Origin of the sequence: Rhodococcus aetherivorans (assembly GCF_011058165.1) — a bacterium.
GTDB lineage: Bacteria > Actinomycetota > Actinomycetes > Mycobacteriales > Mycobacteriaceae > Rhodococcus > Rhodococcus aetherivorans.
This window is the reverse complement of sequence record NZ_JAALEG010000040.1, coordinates 1-20,205: the sequence shown is the minus strand read 5'-3', so window position 1 is coordinate 20,205 and position 20,205 is coordinate 1. Positions and strand designations below refer to the sequence as shown.

The 20,205-nt window shown below is 70.1% G+C and carries 17 protein-coding genes; 12 read left to right on the top strand and 5 right to left on the bottom strand.

The window, feature by feature from the left end:
- Positions 1–160 precede the first annotated feature (160 nt).
- From G6039_RS16625 to atzF, 11 genes are all read left to right on the top strand, one after another.
- Entirely contained in the window at positions 161–1,075 is a 915-nt protein-coding gene (locus G6039_RS16625; protein WP_043803325.1) for a hypothetical protein, read from the top strand.
- A gap of 262 nt (positions 1,076–1,337) precedes the next feature.
- Complete coding sequence (gene urtA, locus G6039_RS16620; RefSeq protein WP_006932975.1) at positions 1,338–2,606, top strand: urea ABC transporter substrate-binding protein; 1,269 nt, start codon at positions 1,338–1,340, stop codon at positions 2,604–2,606.
- 37 nt (positions 2,607–2,643) lie between these two features.
- Positions 2,644–3,528 (top strand): urea ABC transporter permease subunit UrtB, encoded by an 885-nt coding sequence (gene urtB, locus G6039_RS16615; RefSeq protein WP_006932965.1) that lies wholly within the window; start codon positions 2,644–2,646, stop codon positions 3,526–3,528.
- Positions 3,528–4,646: an urea ABC transporter permease subunit UrtC gene (gene urtC / locus G6039_RS16610; RefSeq protein WP_051446196.1), complete on the top strand. Its 1,119-nt coding sequence runs from the start codon at positions 3,528–3,530 to the stop codon at positions 4,644–4,646. Before urtB ends, urtC begins: the two co-directional genes overlap by 1 nt.
- Positions 4,643–5,425, top strand: coding sequence for an urea ABC transporter ATP-binding protein UrtD (gene urtD / locus G6039_RS16605; protein WP_006932961.1), 783 nt, complete (start codon positions 4,643–4,645; stop codon positions 5,423–5,425). Before urtC ends, urtD begins: the two co-directional genes overlap by 4 nt.
- A gap of 1 nt (position 5,426) precedes the next feature.
- Complete coding sequence (gene urtE / locus G6039_RS16600; protein ID WP_029545260.1) at positions 5,427–6,119, top strand: urea ABC transporter ATP-binding subunit UrtE; 693 nt, start codon at positions 5,427–5,429, stop codon at positions 6,117–6,119.
- Positions 6,119–6,808 (top strand): GntR family transcriptional regulator, encoded by a 690-nt coding sequence (locus tag G6039_RS16595; protein WP_006932958.1) that lies wholly within the window; start codon positions 6,119–6,121, stop codon positions 6,806–6,808. The genes urtE and G6039_RS16595 overlap by 1 nt, the downstream gene beginning before the upstream one ends.
- Before the next feature lie 5 nt (positions 6,809–6,813).
- The gene (locus G6039_RS16590; protein WP_043803327.1) at positions 6,814–7,344 is read left to right on the top strand and encodes a carboxymuconolactone decarboxylase family protein; all 531 of its coding nucleotides are present in this window, start codon (positions 6,814–6,816) and stop codon (positions 7,342–7,344) included.
- Positions 7,345–7,414: 70 nt separating this feature from the next.
- Positions 7,415–8,110 (top strand): GntR family transcriptional regulator, encoded by a 696-nt coding sequence (locus tag G6039_RS16585; protein ID WP_029545262.1) that lies wholly within the window; start codon positions 7,415–7,417, stop codon positions 8,108–8,110.
- A gap of 53 nt (positions 8,111–8,163) precedes the next feature.
- Positions 8,164–11,769 carry an urea carboxylase gene (gene uca / locus G6039_RS16580; RefSeq protein ID WP_043803331.1) on the top strand — a complete coding sequence of 1,202 codons (3,606 nt, stop codon included), beginning with the start codon at positions 8,164–8,166 and terminating at the stop codon, positions 11,767–11,769.
- The gene (gene atzF / locus G6039_RS16575) at positions 11,766–13,493 is read left to right on the top strand and encodes an allophanate hydrolase (RefSeq protein WP_043803335.1); all 1,728 of its coding nucleotides are present in this window, start codon (positions 11,766–11,768) and stop codon (positions 13,491–13,493) included. The genes uca and atzF overlap by 4 nt, the downstream gene beginning before the upstream one ends.
- Before the next feature lie 53 nt (positions 13,494–13,546).
- On the opposite strand, the gene G6039_RS16570 is transcribed toward atzF, so the two are convergent.
- Positions 13,547–14,440: a type IV toxin-antitoxin system AbiEi family antitoxin domain-containing protein gene (locus G6039_RS16570; protein ID WP_043803389.1), complete on the bottom strand. Its 894-nt coding sequence runs from the start codon at positions 14,438–14,440 to the stop codon at positions 13,547–13,549.
- Between the two features lie 159 nt (positions 14,441–14,599).
- A complete protein-coding gene (locus tag G6039_RS16565; protein WP_029545272.1) occupies positions 14,600–15,448 on the bottom strand; it encodes an SDR family oxidoreductase in 849 nt (282 codons plus the stop codon).
- Positions 15,449–15,563: 115 nt separating this feature from the next.
- Between G6039_RS16565 and G6039_RS16560 the strand changes: the two genes are divergently transcribed.
- A complete protein-coding gene (locus G6039_RS16560; protein ID WP_080688671.1) occupies positions 15,564–15,944 on the top strand; it encodes a winged helix-turn-helix transcriptional regulator in 381 nt (126 codons plus the stop codon).
- 9 nt (positions 15,945–15,953) lie between these two features.
- On the opposite strand, the gene G6039_RS16555 is transcribed toward G6039_RS16560, so the two are convergent.
- The 3 genes from G6039_RS16555 to lpdA all read right to left on the bottom strand — a co-directional run bounded on the left by G6039_RS16555 (position 15,954) and on the right by lpdA (position 20,031).
- Complete coding sequence (locus tag G6039_RS16555; RefSeq protein ID WP_029545274.1) at positions 15,954–17,363, bottom strand: fatty acid desaturase family protein; 1,410 nt, start codon at positions 17,361–17,363, stop codon at positions 15,954–15,956.
- A gap of 16 nt (positions 17,364–17,379) precedes the next feature.
- The gene (locus G6039_RS16550; protein WP_029545275.1) at positions 17,380–18,477 is read right to left on the bottom strand and encodes a ferredoxin reductase; all 1,098 of its coding nucleotides are present in this window, start codon (positions 18,475–18,477) and stop codon (positions 17,380–17,382) included.
- 150 nt (positions 18,478–18,627) lie between these two features.
- Positions 18,628–20,031 (bottom strand): dihydrolipoyl dehydrogenase, encoded by a 1,404-nt coding sequence (gene lpdA / locus G6039_RS16545; protein ID WP_029545277.1) that lies wholly within the window; start codon positions 20,029–20,031, stop codon positions 18,628–18,630.
- Positions 20,032–20,205 lie beyond the last annotated feature (174 nt).

The window sequence follows — 20,205 nt, the reverse complement described above, 5'->3', positions numbered from 1 at the left end:
GACAGCCGCGCGCCCAACCCCGCTGATTGCCAGGATGGCCGTGAGACGGCGCGGCAGTGCGTCATCGATTTTCTCCACAACCGGACGATCGCTCCCCAGATCCGGTCCGGAGCGCGGAGTTCACGCCGAAGGGCACCTCCGTCGGGGCACCGTGTTCGCCATGACCGACCACACCCCGATCATGCGGCGCGACGCTGTCCGCTCCGGGCTCATCGAGGACGAGATCCGCCGAGCACTGCGCACCGGCGCCCTCGAGCGTCTCGACGCAGGCGTCCACCTGCCCAGGGAGATCGCAGCCGACCTCGACGACGCCGGCCGGCACCTGGTGCGCGTACGCGCGGCCGCCGCCAAGCTCGGCCCCGAGGCCGTGATGAGCCACACCTCCGCCGCCGTCGTGCACGGGTTCGCTCTGTGGCGTCCGGACCTCACGCTGGTCCACGTCAGCCGGAATCGACCCTCCGGTGGCCGTCGCACCTCCCAACTACACGTGCACGCAACACCTTTCGCACCAAGCGATGTGGAGATCGTGGACGGGATACGGGTGACCTCGGCGGCGCGCACGATCGTCGACACGGCACGCTGCCTGGATGCCGACCGTGCAGTGGTGCTGGGCGACTCTGCACTGAGGCTGCGGCCTGCGGCCCACGCCGCACTCCCGGCCGCCTTGACAGCAGCCGACACGCGAACCGGAATTGCGGCGGCTCGACGAATGTGCGCATTCCTGGACGGACGAAGCGAGAGCCCGGGCGAGTCGATCAGCCGCCTCCGCATTCGGGCGGCAGGTCTGCCCGGCCCGGTCCTGCAATTCGAGATATGGACAGCCGGTGGCGCATTCGTCGCGCGCACCGACTTCTTCCGGGAGGAGTTCGGCGTCGTCGGCGAGTTCGACGGCATGGGCAAGTACCGGTCTGCGGACCCCGGCGCAAGCGCCGAGACGGTGCGTCGCGAGAAGCTTCGTGAAGACGCGATCCGGGCACAGGGATACGAAGTGATGCGCTGGACGTGGTCGGAACTCTTCCACTTCGACGACGTTCGTGCGCGAATCGACGCCGCCACCCGTCGTCGCTGGCGGTAGGTCGTCCGGAAACCCGCACGGCGGCAGGACAGCCGCGCGATGAAAGGAGCGCGCCGCTGTCCTGCGGAGGCGCGGATACATCCGGACCTCGGCGTGTGCGCGTTCGGAAATCGAGCCGTAACACGGGTCACGAACTCGTCACCGCAGGACATTCCCATGCAACACCGGCCGCCTACTCTTCGGTCCACGGATACAGCGCTGTATACGCAGCCCGGATACACCGGGCCCCGTCCGGCTCCCACCTTCGAAGAAGGGCACCTCCATGCCAGTTGCCACGTCCAAGTTCGCCAAGCGCGCCGTCGCCGCGCCGGCCGCGCTGGCCGCCGTCGGCCTCGTGCTCAGCGCCTGCGGCAGCAAGGCCACCGACAGTACCGACGCTGCCGGGTCCGCCTCGTGCGTCGACACCTCCGGCGACACGATCAAGGTCGGTTCGCTGAACTCGCTGTCCGGCACCATGGCAATCTCCGAGGTCACGGTGCGTGACTCGATCGCACTGGCCGTCGAGGAGATCAATGCGAACGGCGGCGTTCTCGGCAAGCAGATCCGGATCGTGGCCGAGGACGGCGCGTCGGAGCCGACGGTGTTCGCCGAGAAGGCCGAGAAGCTGATCAGCTCCGACTGTGTGGCCGCGGTGTTCGGTGGGTGGACGTCGTCGAGCCGCAAGGCGATGCTGCCGGTGTTCGAGGACAACAACGCGCTGCTGTACTACCCCGTGCAGTACGAGGGCCTCGAGTCGTCGCCGAACATCTTCTACACCGGCGCGACCACCAACCAGCAGATCGTGCCGGCGCTGGACTACCTGAAGGAGAAGGGCGTCAAGTCCCTCTACCTCGTCGGCAGCGACTACGTCTTCCCGCAGACCGCGAACCGCATCATCCGCGCGTACGCCGAGGCCAACGGCATCGAGATCAAGGGTGAGGACTACACCCCGCTCGGGTCCACCGACTTCTCCACGATCGTCAACAAGGTCCGCACCGCCGACGCGGACGCGGTGTTCAACACCCTCAACGGCGACTCGAACGTCGCCTTCTTCCGCGAGTACTCCAACGTCGGCCTCACCGCCGCCGACATGCCGGTGATCTCGGTGTCGATCGCCGAGGAGGAAGTGGTCGGAATCGGCGCGCAGAACATCACCGGCCAGCTCACCGCCTGGAACTACTACCAGACCGTGGACGGCCCCGAGAACACGGCGTTCGTCGACGCGTACAAGGCGAAGTACGGTGCGAACAAGCCCACCTCCGACCCGATGGAGGCCGCGTACGCGTCGGTGTACCTGTGGAAGAACACCGTCGAGAAGGCGGACTCGTTCGCCGTCGCCGACGTGCAGGCCGCGGCCGACGGCGTCTCGTTCGACGCACCGGAGGGCACCGTCACGATCGACGGGGACAACCACCACATCACCAAGACGGCTCGCATCGGCGAGATCCGGGGCGACGGACTGATCTACACGGTGTGGGAGTCGAACGGGGCGATCGAGCCGGACCCGTACCTCGAGAGCTACGACTGGGCCGCCGGCCTGTCCGGCAGCTGACCACCGTGACCGGGAAGCCGACGAGAAGGGAGGCGACATGGATGTCGTTGTAGGACAGTTGTTCACGGGCCTGAGCATCGGTTCGATCCTGCTGCTGGCGGCGCTGGGCCTGTCGCTGACGTTCGGGCAGATGGGCGTGATCAACATGGCCCACGGCGAGTTCATCATGGCCGGCTCCTACACCGCGTACGTGGTCCAGCAGGTGGTCTCGGCCGCCGGGGTGTCCCTGCTGGTGTCGCTGCTCGTCGGTTTCCTGGTCGGCGGCGTGATGGGGGTGCTGCTCGAGGTCACCCTCATCCGCCGCATGTACCACCGCCCGCTCGACACCCTGCTGGTGACCTTCGGCGTGGGCCTGCTGCTACAACAGGCCGCCCGCGACATCTTCGGCGCACCCGCCGTCAACGTGGTTGCGCCGCAGTGGCTCTCCGGTGGCGTGGAGATCCTCGGGGCGGTGGTGCCCAGGACCCGGCTGTTCATCCTCGCGCTGGCCGTGGTGTGTGTGGTGATCCTGATCGCGGCGATGAAGTTCACCCCGATGGGCCGGCGCATCCGGGCCGTCGTGCAGAACCGCGATCTCGCCGAGACCGTGGGCATCTCGTCGCGGCGCACCGACATCACCACCTTCTTCCTCGGCTCCGGCCTGGCCGGCCTGGCCGGAGTGGCGCTGACCCTGATCGGCTCCACGAGTCCCACCATCGGCCAGTCCTACCTGATCGACGCGTTCCTGGTGGTCGTCATCGGCGGCCTCGGACGGATCGAGGGCGCCGTCATCGCGGCCGTCGCGCTCGGCCTGCTCAACTCGTTCATCGAATACTCCACCACCGCATCGATCGCGAAGGTGATCGTCTTCGTGCTCATCGTGATCTTCCTGCAGGTCCGGCCGCAGGGCCTGTTCGCGGTCAAGACAAGGAGCCTGGTCTGATGCCTGCCCCGACACGTCTGCCGGCGCTCACCCGACCCGGACCGGCCCGCACGTGGGCCGGGTTCGCCCTCGCCGCACTCGTTCTGTTCGCCCTCGCCCCCGCCGTGCTGTCGGACTTCCGCCTGAACCTGCTCGCGAAGTTCCTGTGCTTCGCGATCGTCGCCGTCGGCATCGGTCTCGCGTGGGGCCGCGGCGGCATGCTCACCCTCGGCCAGGGCGTCTTCTTCGGCCTCGGCGCCTACCTCATGGCGATGCACCTGAAGATCGCCGACGCCGGGCTGCGCGGCGACACCGTCCCGGACTTCATGCAGATCGCCGGCATCCGCGAATTGCCCGGCTACTGGGCGCCGTTCGCCTCTCCGCTGGTGACGATCGTCGCGATCCTGGTGCTGCCCGCCCTGGTGGCGGTGCTGCTCGGGCTCGGCGTGTTCAAACGCCGCGTCAAGGGCGCCTACTTCGCGATCCTGTCCCAGGCCCTGACCGCCGCCTTCGCGATCCTGCTGATCGGCCAGCAGTCGATCGGAGGATCGAACGGGCTCAACCGCTTCCGCAGCTTCTTCGGCCTGTCCCTCGCCGACCCGGCCAACAAGCGGATGCTGTTCTTCGTCGCCGCGGGCGTCCTGCTATCCGTCGTCGCGCTCACCCGGCAGCTGATGTTCTCCCGCTACGGGGAGCTGCTCGTGGCCGTGCGCGACCAGGAGGAGCGGGTCCGCTTCCTCGGCTACGACCCCGCCAACGTCAAGGTCGTCGCCTACGCCGCGGCGGCCTTCTTCGCCGGCATCGCCGGGGCGCTGTTCGTGCCCATCGTCGGCATCATCTCCCCCGCCGATGTCGGCATCGTCCCCTCCATCGCATTCCTCATCGGCGTCGCCATCGGCGGACGCACGACCCTGCTCGGCCCGGTCCTCGGCGCCATCGGCGTCGCGTGGGCCCAGACCGCCCTGTCGGAGAACTTCCCCTCCGCGTGGACCTACGCCCAGGGCCTGCTGTTCATCGTCGTCATCGGGTTCTTCCCCGCCGGCCTGGCCGGGCTGGCGACGTTGCGCCGGCGACGCACCCGCACCGGCCCGGCGCAGCCGATTCCCGAACCGACCACGACGATGGAGCCGGTGAGATGACCGAACCCCACTACGGCGGCAACGCCGGCATGTCCAGCGAGTACCTCGAGATCCGCGACCTGCGGGTCAGCTTCGACGGCTTCACCGCCGTCGACGGGGTGGACCTGACCCTGCTGCAGGGCGACCTGCGCTTCCTCATCGGCCCCAACGGCGCCGGCAAGACCACCCTCGTCGACGCCGTCACCGGCCTGGTGCCGGCCACCGGGTCGGTCACCAAGTCCGGCATCGAACTGCTCGGCAAGAAGGTGCACAAGATCGCCCGCCTCGGTGTGGGCCGCACCTTCCAGACCGCGTCGGTGTTCGAACAACTCACCGTGCTGCAGAACCTCGACATCGCCGCCGGCTCCGGCCGCTCCCCGTGGTCGCTGCTGCGCCGCCGCACGACGGTGCTGCCGCAGATCGAGGAAGCCCTCGAGACGATCGGCCTGACCGACCTGCGCGACGTGCCCGCCGGCATCCTCGCGCACGGGCAGAAGCAGTGGCTCGAGATCGGCATGCTGCTCGTGCAGAACTCCGACGTGCTGCTGCTCGACGAGCCGGTCGCCGGGATGAGCCACGACGAACGCGAGGAGACCGGCCAGCTGCTGCGCCGGATCGGGGCGCAGCGCACCGTCGTCGTCGTCGAACACGACATGGACTTCATGCGCGCCTTCGCCACCTCCGTCACCGTCCTGGCCCGGGGCCGGGTCATCGCCGACGGCACCGTCGAAGAGGTGCAGAACAACCCCCAGGTCCAGGAGGTCTACCTGGGCACCGCGACCGCCGCGCAGGAGGCCTGACATGCTCGAGCTCGTCGACGTGCGCACCGGCTACGGCCGCACCGAGATCATCCACGGGGCCACCCTCACCGTTCCCGCCGACGGCGTCGTCGCCGTCATGGGCCACAACGGGGCCGGCAAGACCACCCTGCTGCGCGCCGCGGTCGGCCTGCTGCCCACCACCTTCGGCCGGATCGTGTTCGACGGCGAGGACGTCACCGCGCTGCGGCCGTCCGCGCGCGTCGCCCGCGGCCTGGCCTACGTCCCCCAGGGACAGCAATCCTTCGGCCAGCTCACCTGCGCCGAGAACCTGCAGGTCGTCGCCGACGGGCGCAGACGCGGCAAGCGGCTCGTCGCCGAGATGCTCGACCTGTTCCCCGCCCTCGTGCCGCTGCTGGACCGACGCGCCGGCCTGCTCTCCGGCGGCCAGCGCCAGCAGCTGGCGATCGCCCGCGCCCTGATCACCGAGCCCCGCATGCTCATCCTCGACGAACCCACCGAGGGCATCCAACCGTCGGTCGTCGCCGAGATCGAGAACACCGTCGTCGAACTCAGCCGGCGCGGCGACCTCGGGGTGCTGCTCGTCGAGCAGCACATCGGCTTCGCCCTGCACGCCGCCCAGCGGTACTACGTCCTCGAATCCGGTCGCATCACCGCCACCGGCGACGGCGGCACGGATGCCGCCGGCACCGTCCGCGCGGCCATGGCGATCTGATGAGCACCGGTGGCACGCGGCGCGACCGGGTCTACCGGGCGCTGCGTTCGGACCTGATGACGGGCGTCCTGCCGCCGGACGCACGGCTCGGCGAGGAACGCCTCGCCGAGCAGTACGGGGTCTCCCGCACGCCGGTGCGGGAGGCGCTGGCACGGCTGGTGTCCGACGGGCTGGTCGAGCGGCGCGAGCAGGGCCTGTTCCCGTACCGGCCGCGCTTCGACGACCTCGCCGATCTGTACGAGCTGCGGACCACGTTGGAGCTGCGCGGGATCCGTCGCGCGCTGGCCGATCCGTCGATCCGGCACGATCCCCACGTGCTCGGCGCCGAGCTCGACCGGTGGTATGCGCTGCGCCGTGACCTGCCCGAGCCGGATGCGGGCTTCGTCGGGCTCGACGAACAGTTCCACCTGGCGTTGCTGGCCTCCGCCGGCAACCCGGCCCTGTGCGACGCGCTGGCCACCGTGAACGCGAAGGTGCGGCCCGTGCGCATGTTCGACTACCTGACGCACGACCGGATCACGGCGACCGTCGACGAGCACATCTGCGTGGCGGAGTCGGTGCTCGCGGGCCGTCTCGAGGACGCCCACGCCCAGCTCCTCGCCCACATCGACACGTCCCGGGCGGTGGTGGTGCAGCGCGCCGAGCAGGCCCGGACGATGGCCCGATTGGCGCGCGCCGTGCGAGACTGACCGGCATGTCACCTCGCATCCGGCCCGGACGGTTCAGGGAGCTCGGCCCTCTCAACTGGGCGGCCTGGCGCGTGCTCTCGACGGTGGCCGGCACGAAGGACGCGCAGCTGTTCAGCACCCTGGGCCGCACCGGTGGCCTGTTCCGCGGCTGGCTGTACTACTCCGGGAAGCTCATGCCGTTCGGGCGGTTGCCCCGGTTCGAATCCGAACTGGTCATCCTCCGCGTGGCGCACCTGCGCGAGTGCGGCTACGAGCTGGACCACCACACCCGGCTCGGCCGCCGCGCCGGGATCACGCCGGAGATCCTGCAGCGCATCCTCGACGGGCCCGGGGCCCCCGGCTGGAGCCCGCGGCACCGGGCGATGCTCGCGGCCGTCGACGAGCTGGTCACCACCAGGGACCTCGCCGACGGGACGTGGAAGGCGCTGGCCGCTCACCTCGACGACCGGCGGATGGTCGAATTCTGCCTGCTGGTAGCGCAATACGACGGACTTGCCACCACCATCGGCGTGCTGCGCATCGAGCGGGACTTCTGAGAGTTCTTCCTAACCGCCGCTTTACCGCGGGCAATCTCGGCGAAACACGACGTCCATAGCGTATACAGCTATGTCGACACGTACGGATACAGCCACGGCGCAACCGCTCCGGACGCGGGTGTACCGGGAACTGCGCACCGAGCTGATGAACGGCTCGATCCCGGTCGGTGAGCGGCTGACCGAGCCGAAACTGTCCGCGCGCTTCGGCATCTCCCGCACCCCGGTCCGGGAAGCCCTCGCGATGCTGTGCGCGGACGGCCTGCTGCGCCGCGAGGAGTACGGATTCTCGCCGGTGCCGCCGAGCATCCCCCGCATCCGCGACCTCTACGAGCTGCGGATCACCCTGGAACTGCAGGGCATTGCGCGGGCGATCGACAATCCCGATGTGCGGCACGACCGCGCCGCCCTCACCGCCGAACGCGAACGGTGGTTGCGCCTGTCCGCCGACCCGCCGCAGCAGGAACCGGGCTTCGTGGTGCTCGACGAGGAGTTCCACGTCGCACTGCTCGCCGCATCGGGCAACGCGGAACTGGCGGGCTCGCTCGAGTCGGTCAACTCCCGGATCCGGCACGTGCGGATGTACGACTTCATGGTCAACAGCCGGATCGAGACGTCGATCGCCGAGCACCTCGCCATCGTCGACGCCGTGCTCGGCGACGAGCTCGAGCGTGCCCACCGGTTGCTGCACCGACACATCGGTGAATCCCTCGCGGTGGTGCTCGACCGGGTGACCCGCGCCGTCACCGCGATGTCGTTCGCGCGCTGACATCCGGTTCCGCCCCCATACCTTCCTCTTCCCCGTCACCGAAGGAGCCTGTCGTGACGTTCGCTTTCGACACCCTGCTCGTCGCCAACCGTGGCGAGATCGCCTGCCGGATCATGCGTTCGGCGCACACACTGGGGCTGAAGACCGTCGCCGTGTACTCGGATGCGGACGCGTCCGCCGCCCACGTCGAAATGGCGGACATGGCCGTGCGCCTCGGTCCCGCCCCGGCCGCGGAGTCGTACCTGCGGGCGGATCTGGTGATCGAGGCCGCCCTCGCGACCGGTGCCGGCGCGGTCCACCCCGGGTACGGGTTCCTCTCGGAGAACGCGGAATTCGCGGCCGCCTGCGAGGCGGCCGGCATCGCGTTCATCGGGCCCACGCCCGAGCAGCTGCGGGTCTTCGGCGACAAGCACACCGCTCGCGAGGCGGCGCGCGCCGTCGGCGTCCCGCTCGTCGAGGGCAGCGGCCTGCTCGCGTCCGTCGACGCCGCCGTCGCCGCGGCCGAAACCGTCGGATACCCCGTGATGCTCAAGGCCGTCGGCGGCGGGGGCGGCATCGGCATGCAGGCCTGTCACACCCCCGACGAGCTGCGGGACGCGTACGAGCGGGTGCAGCGCCTCGCGTCCGCGAACTTCTCCTCGTCGGGCGTGTTCCTCGAACGGTTCGTCGCCCACGCCCGCCACATCGAGGTGCAGGTGTTCGGCGACGGCTGCGGCCGCACGATCAGCCTCGGCACGCGCGACTGCTCGCTGCAGCGTCGCAACCAGAAGGTCGTCGAGGAGGCGCCCGCCCCGAACCTGCCCGACTCGGTCGTCGAGGAACTGCTCGCGGCGTCGCGCCGGCTCGCCTCGTCGGTGAGCTACCGCTCCGCCGGGACCGTCGAATTCGTCTACGACGTCGAACGCGGCGAGGCGTCGTTCCTCGAGATGAACACCCGCCTGCAGGTCGAGCACCCGGTCACCGAGGAGGTCACCGGTGTGGACCTGGTCGAGTGGATGCTGCGGCTGGGCCGGGGCGAGACCGAGATGCTCGACGCGCTGCCCGACGGCGGACCGCGGATCACCGGTCACGCCGTGGAGGCGCGCGTGTACGCGGAGGACCCGGGGCACGACTACCGGCCCAGCGCCGGACTGCTCACCGCCGTGGAGTTCCCGGCCCACACCCGCGTCGAGACGTGGGTGGACACCGGCACGGAGGTGAGCTCGTTCTACGATCCGATGCTCGCCAAGATCATCGTGCGCGGCGAGTCCCGGCGCACCGCGTTCGCGGCGCTCGCCGAGGCGCTCGACGACACCCACCTGTACGGCGTGCAGACGAACCTGCCGCAGCTGCGGCGCATCTGCACCGCCGAGCCGGTGCTCGAGGCCGCGCACACCACCGCGACGCTGCGGGACGTGCGGGCGACGGGCCACCGCATCGACGTGCTGCGCGCGGGCACCATGACCACGGTGCAGGACTTCCCCGGCCGGATCGGCCTGTGGGAGGTCGGCATTCCGCCGTCGGGCCCGATGGACGACCTGTCGATGCGCGCGGCCAACGGCGCCGTCGGCAACCCGGAGGGGGCACCGGCGCTGGAATGCACGCTGCAGGGCCCGCGCCTGAAGTTCTCCGACCCGACGCTCGTGTGCGTCACCGGCGCCCCGGTCGTCGCCACCGTGGACGGGGTGCCCGTGCCGATGTGGGAGCCCGTGGAGGTGCCGGCCGGCGGCGTGCTCGACGTCGGCGCCCCGGCCGAGCAGGGCCTGCGCACCTACGTCGCGGTGCGGGGCGGGCTCGACGCCCCGCTCTACCACGGCAGCGCCGCGACGTTCACCCTCGGCGGCTTCGGCGGCGTCACCGGTAGAGCCCTGGCCACGGGTGATGTGCTCGGCGTGGCGGAGTCCCCCGCCCCTGCCGGCCCGGCACCCGTACCCGTGGACCGTCGCCCGGAGTTCACCCACACGTGGCATCTCGCCGTCACCGAGGGTCCGCAGCCCGCCCCGGCCTACTTCACCGAGGACGACCTGGCCCAGTTCTACGACACCACGTGGACGGTGCAGTCCCACGCGAACCGCACCGGCATCCGCCTGGACGGCCCCAAGCCCACCTGGTCGCGGACGGACGGCGGCGAGGCCGGGCTGCACCCGTCGAACCTGCACGACAACCCCTACTCGGTGGGCGCACTCAACGTCTCCGGCGACACCCCGATCCTGCTCGGTCCGGACGGCCCGAGCCTGGGCGGGTTCGCGTGCCCGCTCACGGTCGTCTCCGGTCACCGCTGGAAGATGGGGCAGATCCGGCCCGGGGATTCGGTGCGGTTCGTTCCCGTGACCGACGAGGCGGCGGTCGAGCTGCGCGGCGCGGCGGCCCGCGCCCGCGACGTCCCGCCCGTGGCGCGGCCCGCCGCGCTCGACGGCGGCCGGCTGGCCGGTACCCCGGCGTTCCTGGACCGTCCCGAGGTGGTGTACCTGCGCGGCGGCGACGACAACATCCTCGTCGAGTACGGCGACATGGTGCTCGACCTGGGGTTGCGGATGCGGGTGCACGCCCTGTCCGAGGCGCTCGCGGCCGTGCGCCTGCCGGGGATCCTCGACGTCACGCCGGGGGTGCGGTCGCTGCACGTGCACTTCGACCCGGAGGTGCTGCCCCAGCACCGGCTGCTCGGGACCCTGCAGGACCTCGAGACGGAACTGCCGGCCACCCACGATCTGGTGGTGCCCAGCCGCACCGTCCGGCTGCCGCTCTCGTTCGACGACCCGTCGATCTCCGAGGCGATCTCCCGCTACCACAGCGGTGTGCGCGACTCGGCGCCGTGGCTGCCGTCGAACACCGAGTTCATCCGGCGCATCAACGGACTCGACTCGGTCGAGCAGGTCCGCGACACGGTCTTCGACGCCGAGTACCTCGTCCTCGGCCTCGGCGACGTGTATCTCGGTGCGCCCCTGGCCGTTCCGCTCGATCCCCGGCACCGGCTCGTGACGACGAAGTACAACCCGGCGCGCACGTGGACCCCGTCGGACGCCGTGGGCATCGGCGGGAAGTACCTGTGCGTCTACGGCATGGAGTCCCCCGGCGGCTACCAGCTGATCGGGCGGACGGTGCCGATCTGGTCGGGGTACCGGCAGGCCGGCCCGTTCGAGGACGGCAAGCCGTGGCTGTTCCGCTTCTTCGACCGGATCGTGTGGGAACCGGTGAGCCCGGAGCAGCTGCTCGAGTACCGCGCCGCGTCCCTGGCGGGCCGGTTCGACGCCGAGGTCTCCGAGGGCACGTTCGCCCTCGCCGACCACCTGCGGTTCCTGGCGGAGAACGCCGAGTCCATCGACGCGTTCCACGAGCGTCAGTCCGCGGCGTTCGAGACCGAGAAGCAGGCGTGGCACGCGGCCGGTGAGTTCGACCGCACCGAGCCGGCGCCGATCGAGGTGGTCGAGCCCATAGACCCGCTCGCCGGGATGCCGGCGGGATCGGTCGTCGTCGAGGCCCCCATGGTCGGCAACGTGTGGCGGGTCGAGGTGGCAGAGGGCGAACGGGTCGCCGCCGACGACACCGCCGTCATCCTCGAGGCCATGAAGCTGGAAATGCCCGTGCCGGCAGCCGTCGAGGGGACCGTCCTGAAGGTCCTCGTCGGGCCGGGCGCGAAAGTCGCCCCCGGCACCCCCCTTCTCGTGATCGGAGCAGCATGAGCATCGTTGTGGAAAATGGACTTTCGGCTGCGCCGTCGTCGAGCAGGGCCCGGGCGGAGGCGGCGCTGCGCCGCCTCGGCGAGGTGGACCGGCCCGAGGTGTGGATCGCGCTGCGGCCGGCCGCGGATGTGCTCGCCGACGCCGACGCCGTGGACGCGCGCGTCGCGGCGGGCGAGGACCTGCCGCTCGCGGGCCTGCTCGTGGCGGTGAAGGACAACGTGGACGTCGCCGGACTACCCACCACGGCCGGCTGCCCCGAGTTCGCCTACACCCCCACGGACACCGCGTCGGGCGTCGCGCGCCTCGTCGCTGCCGGTGCGGTGATCCTGGGCAAGACCAACCTCGACCAGTTCGCCACCGGACTCGTCGGCACCCGCAGCCCGTACGGGGCGGTGCGCTGTTCCTGGGATCCCGAACGCGTATCGGGCGGATCGAGTTCTGGCTCGGCGACCGCGGTCGCGCTGGGCATCGCGGACATCGGGATCGGCACGGACACCGCGGGATCCGGCCGGGTCCCGGCCGCGCTGCAGGGACTGGTGGGCATCAAGGCCACGCTCGGCGTGATCCCGGCCCACGGCGTGGTGCCGGCGTGCGTGGACTACGACTGCCTCACCGTGTTTGCCACGTCGCTCGACCTGGCCGTGACGGCGGCGAAGGTGATGGCCGGGCCGGAACCGCGCGACGCGCGCTCCCGGAGGTGGCCGTCGGACGTGCCGTTCGCCGCGCCGTCCACGCCGCGTGTGGCGGTGCCGCGCGCGGAGGACCTCGTCGAGTTGTGCGACGAGTATCGAGAGGCGTTCGCGCGCACCGTCGCCGCAGGACGTGCGGCGGGACTCGACGTGACCGAGGTCGACGTCTCGCCGCTGCTGGACGCGGCGACACTGCTCTACGACGGTGCCGTCGTCGCGCAGCGGTACGCGGCCGTCGGAGAGTTCCTGGCGACGAACCCCGCCGGGGCGGATCCGACGGTCGCGGCGATCGTCGCGGCCGCGGAGCGCCCCGCGGCGCACGAACTGGTGGCCGATCTCGACACCCTGACCCATGCCAAGGCGTTCGCGGCGGACCTCCTCGACGGATTCGCCGGGCTGCTGCTGCCCACCACCACCGAGCATCCCACGATCGCGGCGGTACAGTCCGACCCGATCGGGATCAACCGGCGGATGGGCACATTCACGAACTTCTGCAATCTGCTCGACATGGCCGCGGTCGCGGTACCGGGTGTCCCGACCGCCGAGGGCCATCCCTTCGGGGTGATGGTCGTGGTGCCGGCCTTCGCCGACCAGGTCGCCGTGGACCTCGCGGCGCGGTTGACGGGCGTCGCCGCGCCGGGATTCGCCTCCGGCGGGGTCGAGCTGGCGGTGTTCGGGGCGCACCTGCGCGACCAGCCGTTGCACTTCCAGCTCGAGGAGATCGGTGCCCGGTTCGTCGAGGAGGTCCACACGTCCGACGCGTACCGCCTGACGGCGCTGAACACCACTCCCCCGAAGCCCGGTCTCGTCCGCCACGGCACCGGCCGGGGCGCGCCGATCGCCGGCGAGGTGTTCCGGGTCTCGGAGGCCGGCCTGGGCCGGTTCCTGGCCGCGCTGCCCGCGCCGATGACGCTGACCAGCGTCGAACTCTCGGACGGGCGGTGGGTCGTCGGATTCGGTTGCACGCACGACGCCGCGGCGGACGCCGTCGACATCACCGAGTTCGGCGGCTGGGTGGCCTACCGGACTCGCTGAATTCCCGCGCTGAACCGGAATCCGCTCAGGCTGTGTCGTGGGCGGATTCCGGTTCAGCGCGTGGATCTTCGAGCGACGGCCCGGGCGAACCTCCGGGCGACGACCTCGAACCGATCCAGGTCGGCCCATGTCCACAGCACGACCTCGAAGCCGAGGTCACGCAGAGCGTCCTCGCGGTGCTTCTCGGCGACGAGGTCGCGGCGGTCCGCGTACTTCCCGGCACCGTCGAATTCGCCGACGACGCCCTGCGATTCCCAGAAGAAGTCGACGCGGTACCGGCGCCCGTCCCGAGCCACGACCTCGTGTTGCAGGGCAGGTACCGGCAGGCCGAATCGCGCCATGCGCAGGCGCGACACCGACTCCCCGACACTCTCGCTCCGTCCGTCGAGCAGGTCCACGACGGCGGCGGCCCGGGACACCCCGGTGCGGTGACGGGCCGCGGCGAGAACTGCGGGCAACCGGTCGCGGGCGGACGCATCGGCACGCAGTCCGGAGTCCCCGGCGACGACCGCCTCCTCGAGTGGCAGCGACCGGCCGAGGTCGACGATGGTGCGCGCCACCGAGGTGACGCGGACACCGTCGAGCGTGACGACATCGCCGTCGCACCAGTCGGTTGCATGGACGTGGAGGTACGTGACCCTGCGCCCACTCGCGGACGTCCGCGAGACGTGTACGCGGCGCAGATCCGCGTTCCACACGTCCAGGCCCAGCAGGACGGCGGCGGACACGTGGCTGAGCGCATCCCCCGGGCGGAGACCCGAGCCGACGTGCCGTGCCAGGACCCGGTGCCGGCCGGTGTCGTCGAGCGGGCCGTCGTCCGCCCGCCGCAGATACACGCCCCGTTTCAGCGTGACGAGGTCGCCTGTCCGCAGCGCGGCGCGGAGCCGGTCGTCGGTGACACCCTGCGCCAGCAGATCCCGTCTGGTCAGGGCTGTGGGATCGGTCATGGACCGAGCGTGGCGCATGCGCCGCGCCGAGCCGGCGCAGATCGGGACGCACCGGCACATCTGGGGATGAAGCGGCCGCCTGTGGACAACCTGGATCCGCTCGCGGAGCCGGAATCTGCCCATGCTGTGTCGTGGGCGGATTCCGGTTCGCCGCGTGGATTACCGGCTCAGCGCCGTGGCCACCGGCGTGCTCGGGCGTCCGATGAGCCGCTGCAGGTCGCCGCTGTCGGTGTCGAGGGCGCCGACGGCGATGCCCGCGTCGGAGTCCGCGAGGATAGCGGCCATCGGAGCGGGCACCCCGGCGCTCTCGAGGACCTTCGTGTACTCGTCCCGGGGCAGGTCCTTGTAGGCGACGGGCGCGCCGACGATCCCGGACAGGACGTCGGCGAGTTCCACGTAGGTGAGGCGCTCGTCGCCGCCGAGTTCGTAGATCCGGCCGGCCTGGTCGCCGGCGAGCAGCACGGCGGCGGCGGCCTCCGCGTAGTCCTTGCGGGCGGCACCGGCGACGCGGCCGGTGCCGGCGGCGCCGAACAGGGCGCCGGTCGCCTTCGCCGTGTCGACAGCGGCGGCATAGTTCTCCCAGTACCAGCCGTTGCGCAGCAGCACGACGTCCAGGCCGGAGGCGGCGAGCAGGTCCTCGGTGGTCTTGTGCTCGGCGGCCAGGGCCAGGGGGCTGCGCTGCGCGTCGAGGACGCTGGTGTAGGCCACGAGGCCGGCCCCTGCGGCCTTCGCGGCCTCGATGACGTTGGTGTGCTGCGCAATCCGCCGGCCGACCTCGCTTCCGGAGATCAGCAGGAGCTTGTCGACGCCGGCCAGGGCGGCGACGAGTGCGTCCCGGTCGCCGTAGTCGGCGACGCGCACCTGCACGCCCCGGGCGGCGAGGTCGGCAGCCTTCGCGGCGTCGCGGACGATCGCGACGACGTCGGACGGCTCGGCACCGCGGTCGAGCAGGGCGGTGACGACGTGGTGGCCGAGGTGGCCGGTGGCACCGGTGACGGCGATGGTCATGAGATCTCCTCGAGAACGGAAGTCGGGAACACCGCCATCAAACCACTTACTAATCGTAAGTGCAACCCATCAAGTAAGTACACCACGAAGTGTTCGCACATGTACGCTGGGGGGCGTGACGACGGATCCCGCACTCGAAGCGAACGTGTTCGCCCGCGCGTGCACGTCCCGGCAGGTCCTGCAGAACGCGACCGGCCGCTGGGGCGTGCTCGCCCTGGCCGCCCTGGGCGAGGGCCCGCACCGGTTCGGTGAACTGCGCCGCCACGTCGACGGGGTGAGCGAGCGCATGCTGTCCCAGACGCTGCAGCAGCTCGAGCGCGACGGCCTCGTCCACCGGCGGGTGGAAACGACCATTCCGCCCAAGGTCGAGTACAGCCTCACGCCGCTCGGCGCGCAGGTCGCCGAGCACCTGCGCGCCCTCATCGGGCTACTCGAGTCGAGCATGCCGGAAGTGCTTGCGGCACAAACAGAGTACGACCGAACCCATCGGCCGTAGCAACGATCGTCAGCGCGGCGGCGGTTCGACCTCCACACCACCGTGCTCGTGCTCCGGGCCTGCTGCGGGATGGTCCGCGGGCAGTCGGCTGCGGAACCGGGCGGCCTCGCTCGTCGCCGGCTTCCGTGACGACGGATCGTCCGCGCTGCGATACGGACCGGGCTTCGGCCGCGGCTTGCCGCCGGGGAACGCGAGGCGCAGGATCGTCCGGTGCACGGTGCCCCACTGCCTGGATAGGGGCCCGGTGTTGTACGGCAGTCCGTACCGCTCGCAGATGTCCTTCACCTCGGGCGCCACCTCGGAGTACCGGGTGCTCGGCATGTCGGGGTAGAGGTGGTGTTCGACCTGGTAGCCGAGGTTCCCGCTGATCACGTGGAACAGCGGACTGCCCTCGATGTTGGCCGCACCGACCAGCTGGCGGACGTACCATCCGCCGCGGCTCTCGTTCTCGACCTCCTTCCGGCTGAAGGTGTACGTCTGGTCCGGGAAGTGGCCGCAGAAGATGATCGCGTGCGACCACACGTTGCGGATGATGTTGGCGGTGAAGTCCGCCGCCAGGGTGGCGAGGAACGTCTTCTCCACGCCCGGCAGGACCTTGTCGAGCACGTCGGCGACGAGGTCGGCCCGGCGGCCGGCCGCGCGGCCACCCCCGAGGCGGCCGAGTCCGCGCAGCCGGCGCCCGATCCGGGAGGTGGCCGGCTGCGGAATCCGTCCGCCCGACAGCAGCTGCACGGCGGCGAACGCGCCGGCGGAGACCAGAGGCCAGCCCACGTAGTCCTTGACGAATTGCCGCCGCGCCTTGCCTGCGATGCCCTTCAGTTCGCCGAGCACCTGCGCCGGGGTCTTCTCCCCCGCCCACAGCGCATCGAGATCGAGGTCGTGCAGCGCCACGCCCCACTCGAAGAACGCCATGAGCAGCACGTTGTAGAACGGCTGCGCAAGGTAGACCGGATGCCACTTCTGGTGCGGGTCGATCCGCATGATCTCGTACCCGAGATCCTTGTCCTTGCCGCGGATGTTGGTGAAGGTGTGGTGAATGTAGTTGTGCGAGTGTTTCCAGCCCGCCGCGGTCGACGCGGTGTCCCAGTCCCACACCGACGAGTGGATGTCCGGATCGTTCATCCAGTCCCACTGCCCGTGCATGACGTTGTGGCCGATCTCCATGTTCTCGAGGATCTTGGCCATGCCGAGGCATGCGGTGCCCGCGACCCACGCCGGCTTGGACGCCGAGCCGAGCAGCAGGGCACGGCCGGCGACGGCGAGCTGTCGCTGCGTCGCGATCACCGTCTTGATGTAGCGGCGGTCGCGCTCCCCCAGGTCGGCGTAGACCCGGTCGTGGATGGCGTCGAACTCCTTCGCCAATGCCTCGAGCGTTTCCTCGCTCAGATGCGCGAGCGGACTTTCGATCTCCGTCGTCATCTCGCGTTCCTTTCGTTCACAGCTCGATTTCGATGTCGCCTTCGGCGGTGTGGATGCATGTGCGGACCGCGGCGCCGACGGGTTCGGCGACCTCGTCCGTGCGCAGGTCCCGCACCCTGCCCGACCGCAGGGTGCCCACGCAGGTATGGCAGATTCCGATCCGGCATCCGTACGGAAGCTGCAGGCCGGCCTTCTCGCCCGCCACCAGGATCGGCGTGCCGCCGTCGCATTCGACGTCGGCCTCGCTGTCGAGGAAGTGAACCGTGCCGCCCTCACCCGACCCCGCATTCCCGCCGATGATCGGCTGGAAACGCTCCATGTGGAGTTTTTTCGGATCACCGTGCTCGTTCCAGTGCTCGACGAACGCATCGAGCATCTCGCCGGGTCCGGAGCAGAACGCCTCCCGCTCCCGCCAGTCGGGGCACAGCTCGTCCAGATCGGCCGGCGTCATGCGGCCCTGCTCCGCGGTGAGCCGCAGCACCAGGCGGAACCCGGGACGACGCGCATCGAGGTCACGCAGCACGGACGCGAAGATGACCTCGTCGGCGGTACGGGCCGAGTGCACCAGGACGACGTCGTCGAGGGCGTCGCGGTGGTCCAGGCTGCGCAGCATGCTCATGATCGGCGTGATACCGCTACCGGCACTGACGAACAGCATCTTCCCCGGCAGCGGGTCGGGCAGGGTGAACACACCCTCGACCTCGCCGAGCCGCACCACGTCGCCGGGCCGGATCCGGCGCACCAGGTGCGGCGAGACCACGCCGGACTCGACGACCTTCGGGGTGACGCTGATCAGCCCGTCCTCGGGCTCGGGATCGGAGGTCAGCGAATAGGCGCGCCAGTGGTAGACGCCGTCGATGATCACCCCCAGCCGCACGTACTGGCCGGGACGGTGCCCCCGCCACTCGTACGCGGGACGAATCAGCACGGACGCCGCACGGGAACCTTCGGGCACCACCCGCTCGACCCGGCCCCGCAGCTCCCTGGTGGTCCACAGGGGATTGATCATCTCGAGGTAGTCGTCGGGACGAAGGGGGGTGAACAGGTGGCGCACGGCACGCAACATCATCCTGCGAATCGGATGTACCTCGGGTCGCGCGCCGCGTTCCGCCATGGGGGGAAGGTACCCCGCGTCACGGGTATCGAATCAGGTTTCGTCTCCGAAGACGACGACAGCCCGCGGCGACGTTTCGGTCGCCACGGGCTGAGGCCGGTACATCCGAACGGGGATCTGCCCGTGCGGAGGATCTTCGACGCGCTGGGATCAGAAGTTGATCATGTGCCCTGCGAGGCCGTGGATGGCCTCCTGCAGCGCCTCGCTCAGCGTCGGGTGGGTGTGGACGTTGCGGGCCAGTTCGTTGACCGTCAGGTCCCACTTCTGCGCGAGGGTCAGCTCGGGCAGAAGTTCGGAGACGTCGGGGCCGATCAGGTGGCCGCCGAGCAGTTCCCCGTGCTTGTTGTCGGCGATCAGCTTGACGAAGCCGTTGGGGTCGCCGAGGCCGTGGGCCTTGCCGTTCGCGGTGAAGGGGAAGGTCGCGACCTTGACGTCGTAACCCTCGTCGCGCGCCTGCTCCTCGGTCAGGCCGAAGCTGGCGACCTGCGGCTGGCAGAACGTCGCGCGCGGCATCATCCGGTAGTCGTCGAAGGTGAGGGTCTCGGCGCCGCCGATGGTCTCGGCCGCGACCACGCCCATCGCCTCGGCGACGTGCGCCAGCATGAGCTTGGCGGTGACGTCACCGATGGCGTAGATGTGCGGCACGTTCGTGCGCATCACGTCGTCGATGGCGATGGCGCCGCGGTCGGTGAGGGCGACACCGGTGTTCTCGAGGCCGAAGCCCTCCACGCGCGGGGCGAACCCGACCGACTGCATGACCTTGTCGACGACGACGGACTCGACGTTGCCGGACTTGTTGTCCTTGATCGCGACGGTCACCTTGTTGCCGTCGTCGTCGATGGACTGCACCGCGGCACCGGTCATGATCTTCACGCCGAGCTTCTTGTACGCCTTCGCGATCTCCTTGGAGATGTCGGCGTCCTCGTTGGGCAGCGCACGGTCGAGGAACTCGACGATGGTGACGTCCACGCCGTAGTTGGCCAGCACGTAGCCGAACTCCATACCGATGGCGCCGGCACCGACGATGAGAATCGAGCCCGGCAGCTCACGGGTGAGGATCTGCTCCTCGTAGGTGACGACGTTCTTGCTCAGCTCGGTGCCGGGCAGCAGCTTGGTGACCGAACCGGTCGCGATGATCGCGTTGTCGAAGGTCACCGTCTCGGTCCCGCCCTTGTTGAGCTCGACGGAGATGGTGTTGGCATCGACGAAGGAACCCGCACCGTCGTATTCGGTGATCTTGTTCTTCTTCATCAGGAAGTGCACGCCCTTGACGCGGCCGTCCGCGACCTTGCGGCTGCGGTCCACGGCGGCGCCGAAGTCGAAGGACACGTCCCCGGACATGCCGAACGTCTTGGCCTCTTTCGTGAAGAGATGCGCCAGTTCGGCATTGCGGAGAAGCGCCTTGGAGGGAATGCAGCCCACGTTCAGGCAGACACCACCCCAGTACTTCTTCTCGATGATGGCGGTACTCAGTCCCAGCTGTGCCGCGCGGATAGCAGCGACGTACCCACCGGGACCGGCTCCGAGGACAACGACGTCATAGTGTGAGGTCACGAACAAACAGGGTAGACCTGCCGCTCCGGCGTGTCTGCGGATGGTCCGGTTACTTGCCGGTAGCCCCGACATGAGGCACGAATCGGGCAGGCGCACGGCGTCGAGCGGGTGATCGCGCGGCCGAGGGGGGACGCTGCCGCGGGCGAGGGGGGACGCTGCCGCGGGCGGGGACGC